Source organism: Azospirillum himalayense (assembly GCF_042657465.1).
GTDB classification, from domain to species: domain Bacteria; phylum Pseudomonadota; class Alphaproteobacteria; order Azospirillales; family Azospirillaceae; genus Azospirillum; species Azospirillum himalayense.
The window spans coordinates 152610-171399 of the sequence record NZ_JBHSLC010000122.1 but is presented as its reverse complement, the minus strand read 5'-3'; the positions used below and the strand labels follow the sequence as shown (position 1 = coordinate 171399).

Sequence of the window (18790 nt, the reverse complement as noted above, 5' to 3'; positions counted from 1 at the left end):
CGGCGGTCCCGTCCATCCCTATCCTGCGGCCCAGGGCATCGGAAAAGCCAAGGGGAAGCAGCGCCATGCGCATCGTCGAGATCCGGGAAAAGACCGTCGGCATCAAGTCCGACATCGCCAACGCCTACATCGACTTCAGCCAGATGACCTGCTCCACCGTGGCGGTCATCACCGACGTGGTGCGCGACGGCAAGCCGGTGATCGGCTACGGCTTCAACTCCAACGGCCGCTACGGCGCCGGCGGCCTGATGCGGGAGCGCTTCATCCCCCGCCTGACGTCGGCCGCCCCGGACAGCCTGATCGACGAGGCGAACGGCAACCTCGACCCGTTCAGGATCTGGGCGCGGTTGATGACCAACGAGAAGCCGGGCGGCCACGGCGAACGCTCGGTCGCGGTGGGCACCATCGACATGGCGGTGTGGGACGCCGTGGCGAAGATCGCCGGAAAGCCGCTCTACCGCCTGCTCGCCGACCGCTACCGCGGCGGCGTGGCCGACGAGTCGGTCTGGGTCTACGCCGCGGGCGGCTACTACTACCCCGGCAAGGGGGTGGAGGCACTCCAGGACGAGATGCGCAGCTACCGCGACCGCGGCTACAAGGTCGTGAAGATGAAGATCGGCGCCACCTCGCTGGAGGACGACCTGCGCCGCATCGAGGCGGTGCTGGAGGTGGTCGGCGACGGCCGGAACCTCTGCGTCGACGCCAACGGCCGCTTCGACCTGAAGACCGCCATCGCCTACGCCGAGGCGCTGAAGCCCTACAATCTCTTCTGGTACGAGGAGGCCGGCGACCCGCTCGACTACGCACTCCAGGCCGAGCTGGCGAACCACTATGACCGCCCCATGGCGACCGGCGAGAACCTGTTCAGCCACCAGGACGCCCGCAACCTGATCCGCCACGGCGGCATGCGCCCGGACCGCGACTGGCTGCAGTTCGACTGCGCGCTCAGCTACGGCCTCGTCGAGTACATGCGCACCCTGGACATGCTGGCGGAGAACGGCTGGTCGAGCCGCCGCGTCGTGCCGCACGGCGGCCACCAGATGTCGCTGAACATCGCCGCCGGCCTGCATCTGGGCGGCAACGAGTCCTACCCGGACGTGTTCAAGCCCTTCTGCGGCTTCGCCGACAGCATCGCGGTCGAGGATGGGCGCGTGCGGCTGCCGGAGTTGCCGGGCATCGGCTTCGAGGACAAGGCGGAGCTGTTCCGCACCATGCGGGAGGCGTTGGAGACGGCGTGATCGGACTTGCCACACCCTCTCCCGCCCCGGGAGAGGGAAGGGGCCCGCGCGAAGCGTGGGAAGGGTGAGGGTGCAGGCAAGGACCGGCGCCTTGATTCTCGTGAGACCCTCACCCGGCCCTCCGGGCCACCCTCTCCCGGGGCGGGAGAGGGGCTCGCACCCTGTACGGGCGGTATAAGGCGTTGACTCGCGTCGGATCGTCCTCACATGCTGTTGCGGTGTTCAACAGATTTGAAAGGAGGTGATCCAATGTCTCATGGAGCCAAGCCGGTAGCCGTTCTGTTCGGTCTCGCCGCCCTCCTGACGGCGGGGGTCGCCAGCGCGGACTGCTCCTCCAGCCACAGCGCCAGCGCCGGCACGCAAAAGCCGGCCAGCGACACGGTCGCCACCGGCGACCGGGCTTCGGGCAGCACCCGCGGCTGATACCAGCAACGCAACACCGGCAGCACCATGCCGAACGGGCCGTTTCCCACCTGGGAAGCGGCCCGTTTCCTTTCAGGCCCGTCCAATGAAGCTGCCGGGTTATAAAGCCAAGAGCTTCCATCCGGATTGCCTGGATAATCCTGTCATCAAGTTGTGGCCTTCTATTCCACGAAAGAGATTCTCCAAGTCGGTGCCGCGGCCGGGGCGGTGAGGTACTGCGGTTTCCACGGGCGTTCGGCCCCACGAAGCCTCAACGACGTGGAGACCTCATGCAGTACCGACAAAGCACCGGAATTGACTTCGGCTCGACCTGTTGCGGCGGCCTTCGGCACGACTCCCGCCGGACCTTTCTGAAGATCGCCACGCTGGGCGCCGGGGCTGCGCTGATGGCGCCCCTGGCTCCCGGCGTTGCCCGCGCCGCCCAGCCCGGTGGCGAGGTGGACGCGCTTCTGCTCTCCTGCATGGATTACCGGCTGATCGACGACATCGGCCGCTACATGGACGGGCGCGGGCTGACCAACCGCTACGACCATGTGATCCTGGCCGGCGCGTCACTGGGCGCCCTGACCGACCAGAAGAAGGCGTGGGGCGAGGCCTTCTGGGACCATGTGGCGGTCGCCAGGCAACTGCACCGGATCAAGCGCGTGATGGTCATGGACCACCGCGACTGCGGCGCCTACCGCGTCTTCCTGAAAACGGACGTCGCGGCGGATCCGGAAAAGGAAACCGCCGCCCACGCCGAGCAACTCCGCGCGCTGGGCGCCGCGATCAAGGCGCGGCATCCCGGTCTGGAGGTGGAACTGCTGCTCATGGCGCTCGACGGCAGCGTCGAGTCCATCGCCGAATCCGCCTGAGGACGGGCGGACAATCCTGCGGCGCCGGGGCATCGGGTGCCCGTCGCTCCGGCGCCTTTATAATTCGTATGCGAAATAGTCGGTTGAGCGCGGTCCCTCCATTTGGTAAACGCAAGGTAAGGATGTGGCCGGCGGGGTAGCGGGGCACCGCTGCCGCGGATACGACGGCGTGCATCGGACCCGGGGTGCCATGCGTCCCTTGGGAAGTGCAGGGTCGTGCCGTTCCCTTCCGCCGTGCTGTTCCCGGGCTGCCGATGAGCATTCTCACACGCCTTGTCCTGCTCGTCCTCCTCGCCAGCCTGCCGGCCATCGGCATCCTGGCCCACAACAGCCTGACCGCCATCGAGGCGGGGGAGCGGCAGGCCGAGGCCGAGGCCCGCCGCCTTCTGACCCTGATCCAGGACGAGCAGCAGCGGGTCGTGGAGGGCATGCGCGGCGTGCTGGTGACGGTGGCCGAGATGGCGCCGCGGCTCGCCGTCGACCCGCAGCAATGCTCCTCCACCCTGAACCGCCTGCGCGGCCGGCTGCCGCGGGTGAAGGGCATCGCCCTGACCGACCTCGACGGCTCGGTCCGTTGCGCCAGCGATTCGAAGCTGAACGGCTTGATGGTGGCGGCGCTGCCGCACATCCGCATGGCGTTGTACGGGCAGGGCTTCGTCGTCGGCGACTACGCGGTGCGGCGATCGGACGGGCGCCCCGTGCTGCCCTTCGCGGCGCCCTACACCGACGGGGCGGGGCGCATGGCGGGGGTGGTGTCCATCGCGCTCGACGCCGGATGGCTGCGTGAGTATCTGGCGGAGAAGCCGTTGCCGCCGAACGCCATGCTGGTGCTGGCCGACCGCAACGGTACCATGCTGGGCCGCTTTCCCGGCAGCGACGACCAGCAGGTGGGCAAGCCGCTGCCTGAACCGCTGATGGCCTTGCTGCGCGCGCCGTCCGACGGCGTTGCCGAACTGCCCGGCCTCGACGGGGAGCCGCGGATACTGGCCTACGCCCCGGTGGACCAGAAGGTCCGCGAGCTGTTCCTGGCGGTCGGGCTGGATCGGACGGAGGCGTTGCGCCACGTCACCGCCGCGGCCGAGCGGAGCGCCTTCCTGCTGGCGCTGGCGGCGGCGCTGTCCCTCATGGCGGCCTGGATGGGCGCGCGCCTGTTCGTGCTGCGTCCGGTGGCCCGGCTGAAGCGGGTGGTCGAGCGCTGGAGCGCCGGGGACCGCAACGCGCGGATCGGACGGCCGGGCGACCGCTCGGAGATCGGTGCCTTGGGCCGCGCCTTCGACTCGATGGCGCAGGAGCTTCAGGCGCGGGAGCAGGCCCGCGACGCCGCCCACGCCGCCGAACACCGCATGGCCGCGATCCTCGCCGCCTCCACCGACGCGGTGGTGGAACTGGACCATGAGGGCCGCGTGACCTTCGCCAACGAAAAGGCGGCGCGCCTGTTCGGCGACGGTGGGGACCTCGTGGGGCACGTCTTCGTGGCTCTGCTGCCGCCCGGCGTGGCCGAGCCCTTCACCGCGCGCTTCCGCGACGCTCTGGACCGGGGAGAGCCGGAAGAATTCGAAATCCGGCTGGTCGGTGACGAGAAACGGGCCGGTGGCGATTGGTACGCCCTGCGCCTGTTCGCAACCGGCGACCGGCTGGCTGTCTACGCCCAGGACGTGACCCGCCGCAAGGAGGACGAACGCGCCATCCGGCGGGCTGTGGAGCGCCACCGCTCCTTGCTGGAAACCGCCGCCGACGCGATCCTTCTGGTGGACGCCAAGGGCACGGTGCACACCTTCAACCGTGGCGCGGAGCGCATCTTCGGTCATTGCCCGGCCGATGCGGTCGGAACGGACGTGCGCCGGCTCATCCCGGGCGGCCTGATTTCGGAGCCTCTCAGCCCGGACCGGCTGGCCGACGGAGTCGCCCGCGAAGTGGAGGGGCGGCGCCGCGACGGGCTGGCGGTGCCGCTGGAGCTGTCGCTGTCGACCTGGAGCGACGGTGACGACCGCTTCTTCACGGCCATTCTGCGCGACATCACCGAGCGCAAGCGCACCGAGTCGGCGCTGCGCCGCGCCAAGGACCAGGCGGAGCGTGCCAACCGGGCGAAGTCGCGTTTCCTCGCCGCGGCCAGCCACGACCTGCGCCAGCCGGTGCAGTCGCTGTTCTTCCTCACCTCGGCGCTGGGCGAGCAGACGCAGGGCGGTCCGGGCCACGATACGCTGAAGACCATGCAGCAGGCGCTGGAGGCGCTCAAGCGCCTGCTCGACGGGTTGCTGGACATCTCCAAGCTCGACGCCGGGGTGGTCGAGCCGGTGACCACCACCGTGGCGATCCAGCCCCTCTTCGAGCGCCTCGCCGCCGAATACGCGCCGGAGGCGGCGCGGCGCGGCCTGACCCTGCGCGTCGTCCCGACCACGCTGCACGCGCGCAGCGACCCCATGCTGCTGGAGCGGGTCGTCCGCAACCTGCTGGACAACGCGCTGCGCTACACCGGGCGGGGCGGGGTGCTGCTGGGCGTGCGGCGGTCGCGCCGCCGCTTTCACATCGCCGTGTGCGACAGCGGCGCCGGCATCCCGCCGGACCGCCAGGAGGACATCTTCGAGGAGTTTACCCAGCTCGGCAATCCGGAGCGCGACCGCGAGAAGGGGCTGGGCCTTGGCCTCGCCATCGTGCGGCGGCTGTGCGCGCTGCTCGGCCATTCCGTGGTCCTGCGGTCGCGGCCGGGCAGCGGATCGACCTTCCTGGTCACCGTGCCCGCCGCCGAGCCGCCGAGGCCCGCCGTAACGACGGTTCCCGCGGTCGGCCGGACGGAGGGCGGCGGGTGCCGGCTCGTCCTGATCATCGACGACGAGGTGATCATCCTGATGGGGCTGCGCGCCATGCTGGAGGGCTGGGGCTACGAGGTCATCGCCGCCACCGCCGGGGACGAGGCGATCCGCCTGCTCGACGAGGCCGGGCGGCGGCCGGACGTGATCCTGGCCGACTACCGGCTGCGCCACGGCAAGACCGGGCCGGAGGCGTTGCGCGCCATCCACGCCCATTGCCGGGCGTCGATTCCCAGCATCATCCTGACCGGCGACACCGCCCCCGAACGCATCGTCGAGGCCCAGCGCAGCGGCTTCGCCATCCTGCACAAGCCGGTGTCGTCCCATCACCTGAAGCAGGTGGTGGCCGAAGCCGGGGGCCGCTGAGGGCGCCCGGCTTCTTCGGCGCGCCTTCAGCGCGCCTGGACCAGTGCGTGGCGCTTGCGGCCGGCGGACAGGCGGATGAGTCCCTCGCCGTCGAGGTCCGCCGCGGTCAGCAGCGCCGCCTCGTCGGTGACGGGGGTGCCGTTCACCCGCGCCCCGCCGTCGCGGATCAGCCGCCGCGCCGCCCCCTTGGATTCGGCGAGCCCGGATGCGGCCAGCAGGTCGGCCAGACGGACGCCGGCGGCGAGGTCGGCGCGGGCGGCCTCCACCGTCGGCAGGCCGCCGCCGGCCCCGGCCTCCTCGAAGACGCGGCGGGCGGTCTCTCCGGCCTCGGCCGCCGCCGCAGGCCCGTGGCAGAGAGCCGTGGCCTCATGGGCGAGGATCTTCTTGGCCTCGTTGATCTCCGATCCCTGGAGCGCTTCCAGCCGGGCGATCTCGTCTAGCGGCAGCTCGGTGAACAGGCGCAGGAAGCGGCCGACGTCGGCGTCCTCCGTGTTGCGCCAGAACTGCCAGAAGTCGTGCGGGCTGCGCCGGTCGGCGTTCAGCCACACCGCGCCGGCTGCCGTCTTGCCCATCTTGGCGCCCGACGCGGTGGTCAGCAGCGGCGTGGTCAGGCCGAACAGCTCCGTCCCGTCGACGCGGCGGGCCAACTCGATCCCGTTGACGATGTTGCCCCACTGGTCCGACCCGCCCATCTGCAGCCGGCAGCCGTGGCGGCGCGACAGTTCCAGGAAGTCGAAGGCCTGGAGGATCATGTAGTTGAACTCCAGGAAGGTCAGCGGCTGCTCGCGGTCGAGCCGCAGCTTGACGGAATCGAAGCTCAGCATCCGGTTGACGGTGAAATGGCGCCCGATGTCGCGCAGCATCGGGATGTAGCGCAACTCGTCCAGCCAGTCGGCGTTGTCGACCATCACCGCGCCGCTCGGCCCATTCCCCAAGGGGGCATTGCCGAAGGACAGGTACTGGGCGAAGGCCCGGCCGATGCCGGCCATGTTGGCGGCGATCTGCGCGTCATCCAGCATGGGGCGGCTGGTGTCGCGGAAGCTGGGGTCGCCGATGCGTGTGGTGCCGCCGCCGATCAGCACGACGGGCCGGTTGCCGGTCTTCTGGAACCAGCGCAGCACCATGATCGAGACGAGATGCCCGACATGCAGGCTGTCCGCCGTGGCGTCGAAGCCGATGTAGGCGCCGACCGGCCCCTGGCGCAGCAGGGCGTCGAGGCCCGACAGGTCGCTGCCCTGGTGCAGGAATCCGCGCTCGTCGAGCACGCGCAGGAAGTCGGACTGGAAAGGGCTGGAAGCGGCGGGGGTCGCCATGGTGCTGGTCTCCGGAAGGGAAGGGCCGCGTCCCGGAGATCATCTGTCGAAGCACATGCCGCCGGTCAGCGGCGGCATGGTTCATGTGGTCAAGACTGAACGCGCCGCCCTATGGGAGCAGCGGATAATAACGGCTGAAGTGGTGCGTGCGCGTCGTCATGGCCGGAAAGCTAGGCGCGCCGGGGCGGGGCGTCAAGGCGGATGACGCGCCCTGCTCATCCCGTTTGTCCGGCGGCCGGGCACCAGGGCTCTGGCGCTCGCCGTGGCCATGCCGCATAAAACCCGTCTTCCCCCCGTCGGGAGGAAGGGCTTTTCGTTTTCGGGGACCTGACCATGAGCGCCATCGCCGAAGCCGCGCCGGCCAAGCTGAACCTCTATCTGCATGTGGTGGGCCGCCGGGACGACGGCTATCACGAATTGGACAGCCTCGTCGCCTTCGCCGAGGTGGCGGACCGGGTCACGGTGCAGCCGGGCGTGGCGCGGATCGCGTTGCGCGGGGTCGACCTGCCGCCGGTCGGGCCCAGGCTGGCCATCTCCGGTCCCTTCGGCCCGGCGCTGATGGGTGAGAACCCGGCGCAGAACCTCGTCATCCGTGCCGCCCACGCGCTGGCCGCCCGGCTGGGGCGCGAGGCTGACGCGATGATCGCGCTGGAAAAGGTTCTGCCCATCGCCTCCGGAATCGGTGGCGGTTCGGCGGACGCCGCTGCGACGCTGCGCGCCCTGGCCCGGCTGTGGGGCGTGGCGGTGACCGACCAGCGCCTCTACGAGGTCGCGGCGTCGCTGGGCGCCGACGTGCCGGTCTGCGTCGCCGGGCGGAGCTGCTATTTCGGCGGCGTGGGGGAGGTGCTGGAGGAAGCGCCGGCCCTGCCGGAGACCTTCGCGGTGCTGGTCAACCCCGGCGTGCCGGTGCCGACCCCCGCGGTGTTCAAGGCTCGCCAGGGGGCCTTCTCCGCCCCGGCCCGCTTCACCGGGGCGCCCGCCGACGCCGCGGCGCTGGGCGCGCTGCTGAGGGAGCGGCGCAACGACCTGACCGAGCCGGCGCTGACCGTCGCTCCGGTGATCGCCGATGTGCTGGCGGCGCTGGACGGCACGGACGGCTGCCTGCTCGCCCGCCTGTCGGGCAGCGGCGCGACCTGCTTCGGCCTCTACGCCGATGCGGAGCACGCCGCCGCCGCGGCCCGCTCGATTCAGGCCGCACAGCCGCGCTGGTGGGCGAAGGCCGCCCGGCTGCTGCCGACCCCGGTGGACGCGCCGCCGCTGCCCAAGGGCTTGACGGCACCGTCCGCGGTCACCACGGCCCCGGCGCCGCCGGTCCCCTTCCCGGACACCGGCGGCTGGGGCGTCGGTTGATCTCTTTAAGGGCTTAGCAGCCGCCGCCGCGGGTCATCGCGCCGCCCAGCATGGCGCCTCCCAGCGTGCCGGCGGCGGTCGCCGCCAGCTTGCCGTCGCCGCGCCCGAACTGCGAACCGACCAGCCCGCCGACGGCCGCTCCGCCGAGCACGCCGATCAGGTCGCCGTCGAGCGGCCCGCACTCCACCACCTGCGGCGCGGCGCGGACCACGCGCGGGCGCTGCTGGACGATCACCGGCGGCGGCTCCTCGATGTAGACGGGGGCCGGGGCGTAATGCACGACCGGCGGCTCCTCATAGACCACCACCGGCGGGGGGCGGCGGACGATCACCACGCGCCCGTCGCCGTAGCCACCGTCGATGTAGCCATGCTCGTAATAGCGGCCCCGCTCGTGCCGGTCGCGCTCGTGATGGCGCTCCTGCTTGGCGCGCCAGCCGTGGGCCGGCGCCCAATCGGGCGGGTCGGCGAGGACCGGGGACGCTCCAGCGCCCAAGACCGCCACACCGGCAAGCAGCGCGATGGCGATGGATTTGGGGGTGAAGCGGATGTGCGTCATGATGGCTCCAGGGTACGTCTCACCCGAATGAACATCCGGGGGCGGAGTCTTCATCCATCCGACCGCCGCGCTGGGCGTGACCTTTTTGGGGTGCGCGAAAGAAGTAACCCGCCCTTGGCCCGCCCCGCCGTGCCCCTCACGCCCACACCGGTTCGGGAAGGCTCTCCGTCAGCAGCGCGGTGACCATTTCCACCCCCGCGCTCCGCGCCGCGCCACCGGTCAGCAGGGCCAACTCCGTTTCCGGCAGAGCCGGCAAACCATCCGCCACGCCGAGGAAGCGCGCGCCGGGCGGCAGGGCGCTGTGGGGAAGCACGCTGACGCCCAGACCGCCGGACACCGCGGCGCGCACCCCGGCGTGGTTGGGGCTGGAATAGGCCACCCGCCAGCGCCGCCCGGCGCGCTCCAGCTCATGCACCGCGCGGTTGCGGTAGACGCAGCCCTGGGGGAACAGCACCAGCGGCAGCGGGTCCTCGCGGTGCAGGTCCTCCGCCGCCGGGCCGACCCAGCAGAGCGGCTCCCGCCACGCGCGCAGGGCGCCGGGGCGGCCGGGTTCCTGCTTTACCAGGGCGATGTCGAGGTCGCCGCACTCCACATCGGCGCGCAGCCGCACCGACAGGTCGCAGCGCACGTCCAGCCGCAGCCGCCGGTTCGCCCGCGCGAAGTCGGCGAGCAGGCGGGGCAGCCGCTCCACCGCGTAATCCTCCGGCACGCCGAGCCGCACCACCTCCGCCGCCGGGCGTCCGGACAGGACGGCGTTCGCCTCGTCGTTCAGCGCCAGCAGCCGGCGGGCGTAGCCGAGCAGCCGCTCGCCGTCGTCGGTCAGCGCGACGGCGCGGCTGTTGCGGTCGAGGAGCGGCAGACCGACCTGCTCCTCCAGCCGGCGGATCTGCTGGCTGACCGTCGATTGCGTCTTGTGCACCCGCTCGCCGGCCCGCGTGAAGCCGCCGGCGTCCACCACCGAGACGAAGGTGCGCAGCAGCCCCAGATCCATCTCGCGCATCGGACCGACCATTCAGATTTCGAATGCAATGTATGATATCATCCAATTTCCAAATGGAAAAGCTCCGCGTCATCCTCTCACCAACGCACAGGATTCCGCATGGGAGAGGACCGGCCATGACGCACGCCGCCACGCACCCCTTACCCCTGACCGACCCGCGGGCGGCGCCGCTTGCGCTGGTCGTGCCCTTCTGTCTCGCCTGGAGTTCGGCCTTCGCCGCGGGGAAGATCGGCTTGGCCGACTGCCCGCCGCTGCTGCTGCTGGCCTTCCGCTTCCTGATCGCCGGGGCGCTGCTCGCCGCCGTCGCGGCGTGGCGGGGCGAGTACCGGGGGATGGCCGGGCGGACCCTCGGCCTGCTGGCGCTGCTCGGCCTGCTCAACCACGCGCTCTATCTGGGGCTGAGCTACAGCGGCATGACCTACGTGTCCTCCGGCCTGACGGCGCTGATCGTCAGCGCGAACCCGGTGCTGACCGCGGCGCTGGCCGCCCTGCTGCTGGGCGAGGCGATGAACCGGCGCAAGGCGGTGGGGTTGGCGCTGGGGGTGGCCGGGGTGGCGCTGGTGGTCCGCGGGCGGCTGGGCAGCGGGACGGACGCGCCGCTGGGCATCGCGCTCGCGGTCGGCGCTCTGATGGCGCTGTCGGCGGGGACGCTGCTGTTCAAGCGGCTGGCGCCGCGGACCGGGCTGCTCGCCGGCACCGGGGTGCAGGTTCTGGCGGCGGGCTTGGCGCTGCTGCCCCTTGGGCTGCTGCTGGAGGACGCCGGGTCGATCCGGCTGACCGCCGGCTTCGCCGCCTCGCTGGTCTATCAGGCCTTGGTGGTGTCGATCGGCGGCTACCTGCTGTGGTTCCGCCTGCTGCAGCGGACGAGCGCCACGGAGGCCAGCGCCTATCACTTCCTGATGCCGCCGCTCGGCATGCTGTTCGGCTGGGCGCTGCTGGGCGAGACGGTGCAGCCCTGGGACCTGCTGGGCATCCTGCCGGTGGCCCTGGGCATCCGGCTGGTGACGCGGGGGTAAGGGCCGCGTCCCGGCAAAAGGAATACGCCTTTCGCGGGGGATCAGGTTGCGCCCTGCGATTGTTACGTTTTCATGATGCCCCACTCTCCATCGTCCTTTTGTTGAGGCCCACACGCCGGGAGGACCGCCATCACGACCGCCGCCGTCTCGCCCACCCTGGTCCTGATCGACATCCTCGGCGCCGTGGCGCTGCTGCTGTGGGCGCTGCGGCTGGTGCGGACGGGCGTCTTCCGGTGGGGTGGCGCGGCGGTGCGCCGCTGGGTCGGCCACGGCACGCGCAACCGGCTGGCTGCCTTCCTGGCCGGCGTCGCCGCCACCATCGCGGTGCAGAGCAGCACGGCCACCGCCCTGATGACCGCCTCAATGGCCGGGCAGGGCTTCATGACCACCCCCATGGCGCTGGCGGTGATGCTGGGCGCCGACATCGGGACCAGCCTCGTCGCGCGGCTGCTCGCCGTCGACCTGCATTGGCTGTCGCCCAGCCTGCTGCTGATCGGCGGGGCGCTGCACGCGCTCGGCGGCGAGCATCGCGGGCGGCGTGCATTGGCCCGCATCCTGGTCGGCATCGGGCTGATGCTGCTCGCCCTGAAGCTGTTGGGTGCCGCCACCCTGCCGGTCCGGGAATCGGTGCTGGTCCAGGCGATGCTGGAGGCGCTGGGCGGCGAGCCGCTGTTCGCGCTGATCGTCGCGGCGGCGCTGACCGCGGCGGTGCATTCCAGCCTCGCCACGGTGATGCTGGCGGGGTCCCTGGCCGGGGCGGGGGTGATCGGGACGGAGACGGCGGTGGCGCTGGTCCTGGGCGCCAACCTGGGCGGCGCGGTGCCGGCGGTGCTGGCGACCTCGGCGGACGGCGCGTTGGCGCGGCGGGTGCCGTTGGGCAATCTGCTGGTCCGGGTGAGCGGTTCGCTTCTGGCCCTGCCGCTGGTGCCGATGGCGTCGTCGTTCCTGGCCGGCATGGCCCCGCTGACCGCGGTGGTGAGCGCGCACGTCGCCTTCAACGCGGCGCTGGCGCTGCTCTTCCTGCCGCTGGTGACGCCGCTCGCCCGGCTGACGGAGCGGCTGCTTCCCGAGCCGGAGGACGCGGGCGAGGACGCGGCGACGCCCCGGCACCTCGACGAATCGGCGCTGGAGACTCCTTCCGTCGCCATCGCCGGCGCCGTGCGTGAGACCCTGCGGCTGGGCGATCTGGTGGAGGACATGCTGTGCCGCAGCCTGACCGCCCTGCGCCAGAACGACGAGCGCCCGATCGCCGAGGTCAGCCGCGCCGACGACCGGGTGGACCGGCTGCACACCGCCATCAAGCTCTACCTCGCCAAGCTCGGCCGCCGCCACCTCGACGCCGAGGAGACCCGGCGGGTCGACGACCTGATGGCCTTCGCCATCAACCTGGAGCACATCGGCGACATCATCGACAAGAGCCTGATGGAACTCGCCGCCAAGCGCATCCGCCACCACCTGCATTTCGCGCCGGATGATTTCCGGGAGGTGGAGGACCTGCACCGCCGGACGGTGGAGAATCTGCGCACGGCGCTCGGCATCCTGATCGGGGAGGACCGGCGGCTGGCCCGGCAGCTCATCGCCGGCAAGGACGCGGTGCGGGCGCTGGAGCGGACCGCCACCGCCCGCCACCTCGACCGCGTGCGCCGCGGCGACGCCGCCAGCATCGAGACCAGCGCCCTGGTGCTGGACATCCTGCGCGACCTGAAGCGCATCAACGCCCACGTCGCCGCGGTCGCCCTGCCGATCCTGGATCAGGTGGGGGAACTCAGCGAAAGCCGCCTGAAGGTGGTTGGCCTGCCCCGGCTGGAAAGCCGCGACGTCTAGGGGCGGGGAGCGCCGCGTTACCGTGGCATCTCCCCGGTCAGAGTTGCGCTCAAGCCCTGCAGCAGGCCGAACCGGCAGCCCTCGCCGAAGGTGGCGCGCAGCCGCGCCGGGTCGCCGATCGACACGCGGATGTCGCCCACCCGTGCCGGCTGGTGCAGGCGGCGCACCCGGCTGGCGCACAGCTCCTGCAACACCTCAAGCAGCATCAGCAGCGAGGTCGGGCGGCCGGTGCACAGGTTGAAGACCTCCGCCCCCTGGGGTTGGCGTTCCATCGCCTTGATCTCCATCGCTTTTACGAGGAAGCGCACGACGTCGCCGACGAACACGAAGTCGCGCACCTGCTCGCCGTCGCCGAAGATCGTCACATCCTCGCCCTGCGCCACCCGGCGGGCGAAGATCGAGATCACCCCGGAATAGGGGGAGGACGGGTCCTGCCGTGGACCGTAGACGTTGAAGAAGCGGAAGCCGGTCGTCGGCACCCCGTGGATGGCCCAGGCGACGTTGGCGTGCAGCTCGCAGCCCAGCTTGTCCACGCCATAGGCGGACAGCGGGCGCGTCACGGCGTCCTCGCGCAGCGGAGTGGCCGTGTTGTCGCCATAAACCGCGGCCGAGGAAGCGTAGACCACCGGCACCGGGTTGCCGTTGCGGGCGTTGCGCGCCGCCTCGAAGACGGCCACGGTTCCCGACAGGTTGGTGCGGTGGGTTTCCGCCCACAATTCGCGCGAGCGCTGGACGGAGGCGACGGCGGCCAGATGGAACACGCCGTCCACCCCCTGCATGGCTTGATGGACCGCGTCCGGATCGGCGACGTCGCCAACCACCAGCTTCGCCAGCAGCGGCTTGTTCTCCAGTCGGCCGGTGCTCATGTCGTCCAGAATGGTGACCCGGTGCCCGTCGCCGATCAGCCGGTCAGCCAGATGCGATCCGATGAAGCCGCAGCCGCCGGTCACGAGAAAATGGGCCATCCCCCGTCCTTTCCACCTTCGCAAAGCATGGTTTCATAGTGGCGAGGGGGGGCGGAGCCGACCAGACCATCTTAGGGGTAGGGGATGGCGCATGGGTTGCGCCGATCCTGGCCGTTCGTGGTGCGGCACCCCGAATCGGTGCCGTTTCAGGGGCGTTTTCCGGCACCCTCGCGGCAGGCAGGCGGGACCGAGGGTTCAACAGCCTTATCCACCGTCTTATGCACTATTTTGTGGATAACTTCGGTCAAGGGAGCCGATGGCCGCCGTGATGCGTCCCGGAGACAGTGTGTGTTGAAAGACACAGCGGGACCAGGATGCAATGGCCAAGACCCAACGCCCAAGACGCAACGCCCAAGACGCAATGGGACGCCGCCGGCCCGCTGTCAGCCGGCCCCGGAGCCATCCGCTGCGGACAGCAGGCGGGCCACGGCCTTGCGCAGTTCCTCGTTCAGGAATGGCTTGTAGAGCACGGCATCGGCTGCGAACATTTCGGCCATCTTCAAGGCATAGCCCGCGGGAAGGTTTGGCGCTCCCCCCGACATGGCGAGCACCTGCGCGCCGGGGTTGCGGGTGCGCGCGGCCTTGATGACCTCCACCCCGTCGGCCTCGGGCATCAGCACGTCGGTGACGATCAGGTCGAAGGTCGCGCCGCCGTCGAGCAGGGCGATGGCGATGCGGCCGTTTTCCGCTTCCACGACCTCATGGCCCGCCTGCTCGATCACTTCGGTGACCGCCAGCCGCACGGCGGCCGAATCCTCAACGACCAGCACCTTCGCCATGAACCAGCATCCCATGTGTCGTTTGGCCCGGTCCGCCGGGCGGGGCGGTGGGCAGGTCGATGATGAAGGACGAACCGCGTCCGGGTGCGCTTTCGACCCGAATGTCGCCGCCCCCGTTCCGCACAATACCATATACCACCGAAAGCCCAAGCCCCGTCCCTTTTCCGACCGGTTTGGTGGTGAAGAAGGGATCGAACACACGCTGACGCGTTCCCTCATCCATCCCCGTGCCGGTGTCGGTCACGGTCAACCGCACATACTCGCCTTCGCCGAGCTGGCTGAGGGGGGTGTCCCGCTCCCTGAGGGTCAGGGAACGGGCGCCGATGGCCAGGGTGCCGCCCTGCGGCATGGCATCGCGGGCATTCTGAATCAGATTGAGGAGGACCTGGGTCAGCTCGGTCGCGGTGATCGTCACCGCGCTCAGGCCGGGTTCCAGACGCGTGCGCGTCTCGATGGACGGAGGCATCGACGGGGCGGCAAGTTCCAGGGCCGAACGTACGGCGTCCTCAAGGTTGCCCGGCGGTGAGTCGGCCACCTCGACGCGGGCGAACTGGAGGACGTCGCGCATGATCGTGCGGGCTTTCACCCCGCTGTCGTGGATGGCGTTCAGGTAGGCCTGAAGCTTGCGGTCCTCCCCGACGCGGCCGCGCGCCAGATCGGACAGGCTGATGACCGGCTGCAGCAGGTTGTTGATTTCGTGGGCGAGGCCGCCGACGAGGCTGCCGAGCGCCGCCATGGTCTGCTTTTGCCGCGCCGCTTCCAACGATTGGCGCCGCGCGCTGATGTCGCTGGTCGTGCCGCGGTAGCCGAGAAAGGTGCCGTTGCCGTCATAGCGTGGCGTGCCGCTGACCATCACCCAGCGCGCGGCCCCTCCCGGCGCGTCCAGCGGGAAGGAGAGACGGCGGAAGGGCTCCCGTCGGTGCAATGCCTCGATCAGGATGGGGAAATCCTCCTCCGGACGGTTGCGGTCCAGGAGATCGGCGTGGGTGAATCCCAAAAGCTCCGCCCCGCCGCGCCCGGTGGATTCCTGGGCCCGCGGCGACAGGGCGGTGAAGCGCCCGCGCTCGTCGGTTTCCCAGAACCAGTCGTTCGAGCATTCCAGAAGCGCCCGCCAGCGTGCCTCGCTCTCCCGCAGTTCGGCGGTGCGGGTGGCGATCAGGGACTCCAGCCCGCTCAGATGGTCGCGCAGGGCTTCCTCGCTGCGGCGCATCCGGTAGAAGGCAAGGTCGTAGGGGTTTCGCAGCGCGGTGACGATGATCGCCCGGTAGAGCAGGTAGAAGGACAGGATTTTTATGAAGTGCCCCAGCGCGTTCGCCACCCCGTGCGGATGGTCGTAGAGCGTGAAGATCAGCTCTTGCGGGGCGAGCAGCGCGATGCCGGCGAAGGTCAGGCCGAACACCCTGGGCTCGAACTGCCGGCGCTTGCCGAACAGCAGCAGACAGGCGACGACGGCCGCAGCGCCGAACGTGTATTCGGCACCGATCTTGAAGGGTGTCAGCCCGACGCCAGGAATGAAGGCGTCCGGCATGATGCCGAAGGTGAAGATCGACAGAAAGGTGCAGGCCACCGCGGCGGCCTGGATCAGCAGCACGTCGCCCGCGCGCAGCCGCGTCTCGGTCAGCAGCGGAGCGGCCAGGAAAACAGCCGCCTGAAGGCCGCGGGCGGCGATCCAGAGCTGGGTGGATTGGTTGACGCTGGCCTCGCCGATGACGTTCATGCCGGGAAAGGCGATGGCGTGGAGCAGATCCAGCAGCGCGATGCCCGGCATGGACAGACCGACGAAGGCGAGGAAAGGCGACTGGTTGGTGTCGCGCGTGTTCCAGGCGATCGTGAAGATCGTCATGGAGATGGCGACGGCGAACATCTCGGCGCAGAGATGGAACAGCAGGTAGTTGTGACGGACCAGCACCGCCAACACGGCCATGAGGATCAGCAGGGCGGACAAGCCGGACAGGAAGGAGCGGTCCCCGAACCACCGGGCAAGCATCGGTCGAATGGCGGACGGCTGGATCCCGCTCATGAACGGTCGGCTCCGCGGTGGACGGGAGTGGCGGCCCACGGATGGCCCGGTCTGCCGACCGTGTGATGCCGCCGGACCGATCAACACACCAAATCCCGTCGCGGCGCAAGCCGGACGTTGAACACTTTCAACGGTCGCGACATTTCCTCACGGGAAAGCGGTGGCCACCGTCCTGTCCCCGGGACATGCGCTGTTCAGTGGGAGGAGCGCCGGTAAATCAGCCTTCCTTGGCGGGCTGGATCGGAGGCAGGTCGAAGGGCGTGCTGATGAAGGGGTCGCCGCGGCCATGGCCGGCCCGGTCGTGACCTTTTTCCGTCGCCGCCTTGCGGTAATAGCCGACGATGAACACGCGGACCGCGTTGGCCAGCGACACGGCGTTGCCGCGCGACCGGCGTGACTGCGAATCGAGGCGGTCCTTCAGGTCGCTGCACAGTTCGTCCACGGTCAGGTCTTCCCGGTGGCAGATGTCGTCCAGCGCTTCCCAATAGGACGGCTCCAACCGAAGTTGCGTCGGGCTTCCGAACAGCTTGACGGTGCGTGCCACCAGCGGGATGGCGTTCAGCGGCGATGGCGCGTTGGACGCCTGTGAATCCTGACCCGACATAGCCCTGTATTCCTCGACTGTCAGCCGTGTTTTGTGTCGTGAGCCAATATAGCGCGATTGAAAAAATTTGCGACGATAAAACTCAACGGAGGTGTTGGGTGGCCTTACGGCACGTCGTCCGACTCTCCCGCCATATCCTTAAGCATGTGTAGATTGGTGATGATGATAAAACCTTTGTTATAGGTAATCGCCCCGGCGTTGCGCAATGCACGCAGACTCTTGTTCACCATCTCGCGCGTGACACCCAGCATCGACGCCAGCGCCTCCTGGGACACCGGTTGGTTGATGCGCAGCCCGGCGGACGTCTTCTGCCCATAGGTGTCCGCCAGCAGCAGGATACGCCGGGCGAGCCGGCGCGGCACGTCGTGGAAAACCGCATCCTCGATGTTTTCCGACACCCAGCGCAGGCGTTCGCACAAAACCCCCATCATCCGGATGCACAGCGAGGGGTGGCGCTCCAGGAAGGAGATGAATTCCGGACGGTCGATGCGGAACAGTTCCGCCGGGCGCAGCGCGGTGGCCCCGGCGGTGCGGTCCTTGCCGTCGATCAACGCGATTTCCCCCAGCACGTCGCCGGGGTTCAGGATGTTGAGCAGCATCGTCTTGCCATCCTCCGACGAGGTCGAGACGGCGATCTGCCCTTTCATGATGGCGTACAGGCAATCGCCGGGATCGCCCTTGCTGAAGACGGTCTGGTTTTCGTGGAACCGCGAGACCCGGCCCAGCGCGACCAGCTCCTGCATCCGGACGTCGTCGAGGATGCCCAACATTCGGTTGCGCCGCAGGATGCCGGCGACGTCCTTCAGTAAGGCCATGGCGTTCGCGGTCCCGGTTGAGTGCCGTCGGACCGTTGATGGCACCCGGAGGACGATCAGTCCAGCGGATTCCCCGTTCGGGAGTGCGCGCCGTCGCGCAGGGCGCGGTCCCACAGGGCGGTGTGCTCGAAATGGAAGCGGGCTTCGGGCGCCCGCCCGCCGTCCATCGCCCAGCGGCGCATGGTCCCGAGCAGGTCGCGCGCGTCCTCCCGCTTCTGGTCACACCGTCCGTTGGGCAGCCAGTGGCGGAGATCGGCGAGTTCCTCCTCCGCCAGCCCCTCGGCGGCGGCGAGGCGAAACACCCGGCCATAGCCGCGCTCGCGGTAGGGCAGGGCCTTGGCGATGGACTCGAGCCGCCGCGCCGTGGCAGCGGGGACGACACCCTCCTGCGCCGCGTCGGCCAGGGTGCGGCGGATGTTCACCATGGCTTCGGACAGGCTGGGATAGCCGAGTTCCGCCGGGCCATGGATCACCGCCACCTCGTCGTCGTCCTCCAGCCGGCCGTCGCGGAAGGCTTCGAAGACGGCGCCGACGCCGATCATGCCGAAGGGGTGCAGTTCCGCGGCGCGCAGGGCGCCCATGCTGGAGGCTCCGAACACCGCCACTCCCTGGTGGATGGCGTGCAGGATCTCCTTGTGCCAGACGGACGGGATGTTTTCGAAATAACCGTCCACTATGCCGATCGCCCGCGGCTTGCGCTCGCACAGCCGGATGATGTCACCCTGGGCGACCGGCGGCAGATAGGTGGCGTCGAGAAGCCGGGCCGCGTCGGTGCGGGGCAGGGTGGGGCCGAGGAAGACGTAAAGCCCGTCCGTCATCCGCATGGGAGTCTCCGTCTTCGTTCTCATTATACTCTCCCC

General features: G+C 69.9%; 16 protein-coding genes. 7 read left to right on the top strand and 9 right to left on the bottom strand.

Annotated features, from left to right (window positions below):
- Nucleotides 1-65: 65 nt before the first annotated feature.
- The 4 genes from ACFPMG_RS35040 (at nucleotide 66) to ACFPMG_RS35025 (ending at nucleotide 5688) form a co-directional block, all read left to right on the top strand.
- The gene (locus ACFPMG_RS35040; RefSeq protein ID WP_040135106.1) at nucleotides 66-1238 is read left to right on the top strand and encodes a mandelate racemase/muconate lactonizing enzyme family protein; all 1173 of its coding nucleotides are present in this window, start codon (nucleotides 66-68) and stop codon (nucleotides 1236-1238) included.
- Between the two features lie 249 nt (nucleotides 1239-1487).
- A complete protein-coding gene (locus ACFPMG_RS35035) occupies nucleotides 1488-1661 on the top strand; it encodes a hypothetical protein (protein WP_155903579.1) in 174 nt (57 codons plus the stop codon).
- Nucleotides 1662-1930: 269 nt separating this feature from the next.
- Nucleotides 1931-2515 carry a carbonic anhydrase gene (locus tag ACFPMG_RS35030; protein WP_377000764.1) on the top strand — a complete coding sequence of 195 codons (585 nt, stop codon included), beginning with the start codon at nucleotides 1931-1933 and terminating at the stop codon, nucleotides 2513-2515.
- A 254-nt stretch (nucleotides 2516-2769) separates the two neighbouring features.
- Nucleotides 2770-5688, top strand: coding sequence for a PAS domain S-box protein (locus ACFPMG_RS35025; RefSeq protein ID WP_377000762.1), 2919 nt, complete (start codon nucleotides 2770-2772; stop codon nucleotides 5686-5688).
- A gap of 26 nt (nucleotides 5689-5714) precedes the next feature.
- Here the strand turns inward: ACFPMG_RS35025 and tyrS are convergent, their stop codons facing one another.
- Nucleotides 5715-7001 (bottom strand): tyrosine--tRNA ligase, encoded by a 1287-nt coding sequence (tyrS, locus tag ACFPMG_RS35020; protein WP_377000760.1) that lies wholly within the window; start codon nucleotides 6999-7001, stop codon nucleotides 5715-5717.
- A 333-nt stretch (nucleotides 7002-7334) separates the two neighbouring features.
- Between tyrS and ACFPMG_RS35015 the strand changes: the two genes are divergently transcribed.
- Nucleotides 7335-8351, top strand: coding sequence for a 4-(cytidine 5'-diphospho)-2-C-methyl-D-erythritol kinase (locus ACFPMG_RS35015; protein WP_377000758.1), 1017 nt, complete (start codon nucleotides 7335-7337; stop codon nucleotides 8349-8351).
- Between the two features lie 13 nt (nucleotides 8352-8364).
- On the opposite strand, the gene ACFPMG_RS35010 is transcribed toward ACFPMG_RS35015, so the two are convergent.
- Both ACFPMG_RS35010 and ACFPMG_RS35005 read right to left on the bottom strand, forming a co-directional pair.
- On the bottom strand, nucleotides 8365-8907 hold the full coding sequence (locus tag ACFPMG_RS35010; protein WP_377000756.1) for a glycine zipper 2TM domain-containing protein: 543 nt from the start codon (nucleotides 8905-8907) through the stop codon (nucleotides 8365-8367).
- 136 nt (nucleotides 8908-9043) lie between these two features.
- On the bottom strand, nucleotides 9044-9919 hold the full coding sequence (locus tag ACFPMG_RS35005; RefSeq protein ID WP_377000754.1) for a LysR substrate-binding domain-containing protein: 876 nt from the start codon (nucleotides 9917-9919) through the stop codon (nucleotides 9044-9046).
- A 104-nt stretch (nucleotides 9920-10023) separates the two neighbouring features.
- Between ACFPMG_RS35005 and ACFPMG_RS35000 the strand changes: the two genes are divergently transcribed.
- Together ACFPMG_RS35000 and ACFPMG_RS34995 are read left to right on the top strand one after the other, a co-directional pair.
- A complete protein-coding gene (locus tag ACFPMG_RS35000) occupies nucleotides 10024-10923 on the top strand; it encodes a DMT family transporter (protein WP_377000752.1) in 900 nt (299 codons plus the stop codon).
- 183 nt (nucleotides 10924-11106) lie between these two features.
- Nucleotides 11107-12747 (top strand): Na/Pi cotransporter family protein, encoded by a 1641-nt coding sequence (locus ACFPMG_RS34995; protein WP_377000750.1) that lies wholly within the window; start codon nucleotides 11107-11109, stop codon nucleotides 12745-12747.
- A gap of 17 nt (nucleotides 12748-12764) precedes the next feature.
- Here ACFPMG_RS34995 and ACFPMG_RS34990 read toward each other — a convergent pair whose 3' ends face one another.
- The 6 genes from ACFPMG_RS34990 to ACFPMG_RS34965 all read right to left on the bottom strand — a co-directional run bounded on the left by ACFPMG_RS34990 (nucleotide 12765) and on the right by ACFPMG_RS34965 (nucleotide 18778).
- A complete protein-coding gene (locus tag ACFPMG_RS34990; RefSeq protein WP_377000748.1) occupies nucleotides 12765-13712 on the bottom strand; it encodes an NAD-dependent epimerase/dehydratase family protein in 948 nt (315 codons plus the stop codon).
- 383 nt (nucleotides 13713-14095) lie between these two features.
- The gene (locus ACFPMG_RS34985) at nucleotides 14096-14491 is read right to left on the bottom strand and encodes a response regulator (protein ID WP_377000746.1); all 396 of its coding nucleotides are present in this window, start codon (nucleotides 14489-14491) and stop codon (nucleotides 14096-14098) included.
- The gene (locus ACFPMG_RS34980; RefSeq protein ID WP_377000744.1) at nucleotides 14469-16511 is read right to left on the bottom strand and encodes an MASE3 domain-containing protein; all 2043 of its coding nucleotides are present in this window, start codon (nucleotides 16509-16511) and stop codon (nucleotides 14469-14471) included. The genes ACFPMG_RS34985 and ACFPMG_RS34980 overlap by 23 nt, the downstream gene beginning before the upstream one ends.
- Before the next feature lie 217 nt (nucleotides 16512-16728).
- Nucleotides 16729-17115 carry a ribbon-helix-helix domain-containing protein gene (locus tag ACFPMG_RS34975; protein WP_377000742.1) on the bottom strand — a complete coding sequence of 129 codons (387 nt, stop codon included), beginning with the start codon at nucleotides 17113-17115 and terminating at the stop codon, nucleotides 16729-16731.
- A 104-nt stretch (nucleotides 17116-17219) separates the two neighbouring features.
- Nucleotides 17220-17930: a Crp/Fnr family transcriptional regulator gene (locus ACFPMG_RS34970; RefSeq protein WP_377000740.1), complete on the bottom strand. Its 711-nt coding sequence runs from the start codon at nucleotides 17928-17930 to the stop codon at nucleotides 17220-17222.
- Between the two features lie 56 nt (nucleotides 17931-17986).
- Nucleotides 17987-18778, bottom strand: a complete 792-nt coding sequence (locus ACFPMG_RS34965) for a TfuA-like protein (RefSeq protein ID WP_377000738.1) — start codon at nucleotides 18776-18778, stop codon at nucleotides 17987-17989.
- Nucleotides 18779-18790: the final 12 nt, after the last annotated feature.